The organism is Chthoniobacter sp. (genome assembly GCF_040003245.1).
Taxonomy (GTDB): Bacteria; Verrucomicrobiota; Verrucomicrobiia; order Chthoniobacterales; family Chthoniobacteraceae; genus Chthoniobacter.
Genome location: NZ_JBDUCX010000365.1, coordinates 1 through 4,436, shown reverse-complemented (window position 1 = coordinate 4,436; position 4,436 = coordinate 1). Strand labels below are relative to the sequence as shown.

Sequence of the window (4,436 nt, the reverse complement as noted above, 5' to 3'; positions counted from 1 at the left end):
CCACTTCCCTCTCGAAGTCGTCCCTTCGATCCAGCCAATCGCGAACGATCAGTCCTTTCATCGTCAACCGCTTGGTCGTGATGTTAAAGAGGTTGGAAGGACCGGGTTGCGGCTTCTCGTTGTTGTAACCGGAGATCCCCCCACAGGCGATGATCCGGCCATGCACGCGGAGCGCCGAAAGTGCGGCTTCGAGCGTGCTGCCGCCCACATTATCGAAATAGACATCAATGCCGTCCGGCGCCTCCACGGTCAGTTGCTCGACGATCGGACCGACATTGTAATCGAAGGCGACATCAAACCCGCACTCGTCCCGCAGGAAAAAGACCTTCTCCATTGAACCAGCCGACCCAATGACCCGGCAGCCCCGCAATTTCGCCAGTTGCCCGGCCACATTCCCCACCGCACCCGCAGCTCCCGAGATGTAGATGACGTCGCCAGCCTTGACGTCCACGAGATTTAGCCCCGCCCACGCCGTCATCCCCGTCATGCCGAGAGCGCCAAGGTAAACCGACAGCGGTTGAAACTCGCGGTTCACCGCCTGCAAATCTCGCGGCGAAGCAATGAAGTATTCCCGCCAGCCAAAGTTGGAAGTCACCGCATCGCCCACTTTGAACTCGTCCGCGCGCGACGCAACGACCTCACCAACAGCGCCACCCTCGAGAGGTTGGCCCAACTCGAACGCCGGCACATACGACTTTCCTTCGTTCATCCGCCCGCGCATGTAAGGGTCCACCGACATGAAGAGATTGCGCACCAGCACCTGCAGTTCTTCCAGCGGCGGCAGTTCGATCTGCGCGAGAGTGAAATTGGCCGCGTTTGGAATCCCGCTTGGGCGGGAAACCAACCGGACCTCGCGACTTTTAGTAGTGTGGGTCATAATGAAAGTGTGTTTGTGAGCGCCTTCCGGTCGCCCTTCCCTCCGACCGATACGCAGCGGCAATCCGGGGATTGCCGCTGCGAGGGCCATTTTGCCCGGTGGAATCGGACTGACTTCAACGGAGTCGGGCCTCGCGACGGGGGGTCGCGCGCCTAATCCGTCTCATCGAAGCAGCGAACGAGGTGCTACTCGCCGAACCAGGACCATTCCACAGTGAGTTCGTTGTCCACCGAATACACCCCTGGCGCGGCCCATGCGACCCGCTCGGCTTCTTCACGCTCCGCATGATTTCGCACCTTGCCGGTGAGAGTCACCTTGCTGCCGGAGGTTTCCACTTCGATCTTCTTGGCGTCGAGCAGAGCGCTGCGCTCAAAGGAGTCGCGAATCGCCGTCTCGACCTTTGCGGCCGTCACCTTGGATTTGATCTTGATCAGGTTGGAAACGCCTTTGACGCCGGAGAGGTAGCGCACGGTATTTTCGGCGGCATCCTTCTGATACCACTACTCGACCTGGCCTTCGAGCGTAACCCAGCCATCGGTCACGGTGATCTGCACAGTTTTTCCGGGCAGGTTCCACGAGAGCCACTCGACGTTATTCGCCGCGGCGGCGGCGATGTCGCCGTCGTTGCGTTTCATCGATTCCGGAAACTTCACTTCGATGTCGTTGGCGATGGCCCGGACCCCGCCGACCCGTTTCGCCGTCTTCACGGCATCGTATTTCTCGCCATAGCTCGTGGCGAAGCCGTTGAGAGTCACTGTGCCGTCTTTCACTAGGACGCCAATGTCGGTAATTTTGACGCTCGGTTCATATTTGAGTTCCAAAAGAACGTCGTTTTTGATTTCTGTATCTGATTTATCTGTGGCAGTTGACATGTCTATTTGTGTTGTGGGTTGGTTTTGGTTTACTGGTGATTGTCCAAGGTCTCCGGCTTGGTTTGACTGAGGATGTCCTTCGCGCTGCCGGCGGCTTCCATGGAACCGTGGACGATGAGGAGGAACTTGTCGTTCTTCAGCGCTGTTTCGTACTGCAGGATGCTGTCTTTCGGAATGCCCTGGCTATACAGGCAGGCACCGATCGCGCTCAGACCGCCGCCGACCACTGCACCTTCCAGTGCTCCGACCAGCCAACTGACAAGCGGACCAGCGATGACCAACGGCCCGATTCCCGGAATGAAAAAGAACGCGGACCCGAATACCCAGCCCCAGATTCCTCCCCAAAAGGCTCCCTCTTTTCCCCAGTATTTTACCCGGTCCCCCGTATTGTAGTAGCCGACCACATGTTCGTCCTTGTGGTAGTTTCGGCCCATGATGGAAAGCATCTTCATGTCGAAGCCAGCCTTTTGAAGTTCCTTGATCGCCACTTCGGCGGACGTGTGCGTGGTATAAGTGGCTACGGTGGAATATCTCTTAGTCTTAGTGGGTGCGGGTAGTGTCGTAGTCATTGGTGGTGCTATTTGCGTGGTAGTCAGGAGTCAGTCGTCGAAGTTTTTGGTGTCGTGATAGACGGGTTCGGGGAGGTGATATTCCGCGGCCCCGCTGAGGCTCGCTTTCGTCACGTCCACGAAGACCTTGGATTCCTCGTAGCTAATGCGCTCGACGTGCGTGGGCGACAGGGCGATCTCCTTGCCGGCAAACCAGTGTCCCGTTTCCACCACGAGGTGACGAACTGCCCAACTCCTATCGTCGATCATAAAATCAGTGACGTGGCCGATGGCTCCCTCATGCGTCTGGATGTGATAGTCGGTCACGGCTTTCGTGCTGCGCAAATGAGGGTCGTTGCCGTTTTCGGAGTGGCCGTCCCGGCTTTGTTCCATGATCGGCACGAGATGCGGTGGCGGGACCATGGGAAATCCGGTCGCACCCCACATGCCGTCTCCATTCCAATAGGACGGCCATCCATAGTAGCGGAAATACTCCTCTTCGTATTGCCGTGAGACGGGCTTGTGCGACTCAATCACCGGGCTGTCCTCGATCTGTTGCCGAGTCAGATTCACCAGCAGGCTTTCGCCATCCTGATAGAAGTTTCCGAACGCATGGGGAGAGAGCAGCACCAAACGTCCCGGCAGCCACGAGCCCGTGTCCACGACCACATAGCGGATCGCCCAGCGCTGGTCATCAAAGTAGAAGTCTTTCACCTGTCCAATCTCGCCCTGTGCGGTGCCGAGTGAGTCTCCGTAGAGTTGTTTGGTGCTGCGTAACATGGGATGATGGTTGGCGTTAATTTCGCCCTCGCTGGAATCGAGGAAGGTGCGGGAGTTGACGCGTGAGTTTCGGCTGGAATTCAATGTCCGGGTGCGCCGCGGGTCGGGCCAATACCTCTTCGGAGAGCACCTGATAGCCTTGAGCTATTCGCGCCCAAACTCCGCCCTGATGCTCTGTAAAGGTCCCGCCTTTCGCGTTGCCGTAGGCCCGGAACAGATCGCCCGTCTAGGCGCTTTTAAGATCTGGCCTGGTTGATCGCCAGAACCCCCACTGTGAAAGCTCATGCGTTCACGGCGTCCACGCTTTGCATCGCCACTTCGGCGACGATCTCAAACGACCGCAGCCGGGCCGCGTGATCGAAAATCTGTCCTGTCACCATAAGCTCATCGACGCCCGTCTTCTCGATGAACGCGGCGAGCCGACGCTGCACCTTTTCGGGCGAACCGACGATCGATTCGCGCTGCGCATGGTCGAAGCCGCGCCGTTCCAACTCCGACCAGAGGCCCTCGGTAGAAGGGAGCGGTGGATTGAGTGGGCCGGAAATACCACGGCGCCGGTTGATCCAATACTGCTGGAGCGAGGTGAAGAGGCGCGCGGCGTCGCAGTCAGTGTCGGCCGCAAAGACGCTGATCCCCGCCATCGCATAAGGGCGCCGCAGCGCTTCCGACGGTCGGAATTCGCCCCGATACAGAGCGAGTGCCGCCAGTAAATCGTCCGGCGCAAAGTGGCTGGCAAAGGCATACGGCAACCCCAGCGCCGCCGCGAGTTGCGCGCTGTAAAGGCTCGAACCGAGCAGCCAGATCGGGACATTCAGCCCCGCGCCCGGCACGGCGCGCACCGCTTGATCGGGAGTGGCGGTGCGAAAGTATGCCTGTAGTTCCATCACATCCCGAGGGAACTGATCGAGGCTGTCTCCGCGTCCCCGGCGCAGCGTCTGCATCGTTAGCTCATCGGTGCCCGGTGCGCGTCCCAGCCCGAGATCGATGCGCCCCGAATAGAGCGACTCCAGCGTCCCGAATTGTTCGGCGATGATCAGCGGCGCGTGATTGGGCAGCATTACACCGCCGGCGCCGACGCGGATCGTTGACGTGCCGCCTGCCACATAGCCGATCACCACCGCCGTCGCCGCGCTCGCGATGCCGGGCATGTTGTGATGTTCCGCCAGCCAATAGCGTTGGTATCCCCACCTTTCCGCATGACGCGCGAGGTCGAGGGAATTCCGAAATGCCTGGGCGGGAGTGCTGCCTTTCAGGATCGGCGAAAGGTCCAAAACGGAGATGGGAATGTTTTGTTTCAATGGAGTGCAAGCCTCGTCTCCTCTGGTCAACCGTTCCGATAGAAGCGCACCTCGGCGCGCA

The 4,436-nt window shown here is 59.2% G+C and carries 5 protein-coding genes and 1 pseudogene; all 6 read right to left on the bottom strand.

The window, feature by feature from the left end; genetic code table 11:
• The coding region (locus ABJF10_RS29515; protein ID WP_348548189.1) for an NADP-dependent oxidoreductase at nucleotides 1–877 on the bottom strand (877 nt) is incomplete at its 3' end.
• A 185-nt stretch (nucleotides 878–1,062) separates the two neighbouring features.
• Entirely contained in the window at nucleotides 1,063–1,290 is a 228-nt protein-coding gene (locus ABJF10_RS29510; RefSeq protein WP_348548190.1) for a BON domain-containing protein, read from the bottom strand.
• Between the two features lie 18 nt (nucleotides 1,291–1,308).
• Nucleotides 1,309–1,749: pseudogene (locus tag ABJF10_RS29505) on the bottom strand (BON domain-containing protein); the annotation flags it as partial.
• 29 nt (nucleotides 1,750–1,778) lie between these two features.
• Nucleotides 1,779–2,318 (bottom strand): permease, encoded by a 540-nt coding sequence (locus ABJF10_RS29500; protein WP_348548188.1) that lies wholly within the window; start codon nucleotides 2,316–2,318, stop codon nucleotides 1,779–1,781.
• A gap of 30 nt (nucleotides 2,319–2,348) precedes the next feature.
• Nucleotides 2,349–3,077, bottom strand: a complete 729-nt coding sequence (locus tag ABJF10_RS29495; protein WP_348548187.1) for a PRC-barrel domain-containing protein — start codon at nucleotides 3,075–3,077, stop codon at nucleotides 2,349–2,351.
• A gap of 281 nt (nucleotides 3,078–3,358) precedes the next feature.
• Nucleotides 3,359–4,375: an LLM class flavin-dependent oxidoreductase gene (locus tag ABJF10_RS29490; protein WP_348548186.1), complete on the bottom strand. Its 1,017-nt coding sequence runs from the start codon at nucleotides 4,373–4,375 to the stop codon at nucleotides 3,359–3,361.
• Nucleotides 4,376–4,436: the final 61 nt, after the last annotated feature.

Bases quoted from the DNA above. Each gene is read 5' to 3' on its own strand.
- ABJF10_RS29500 (WP_348548188.1), bottom strand. From the start codon at position 2,318: ATGACTACGACACTACCCGCACCCACTAAGACTAAGAGATATTCCACC.
- ABJF10_RS29495 (WP_348548187.1), bottom strand. From the start codon at position 3,077: ATGTTACGCAGCACCAAACAACTCTACGGAGACTCACTCGGCACCGCA.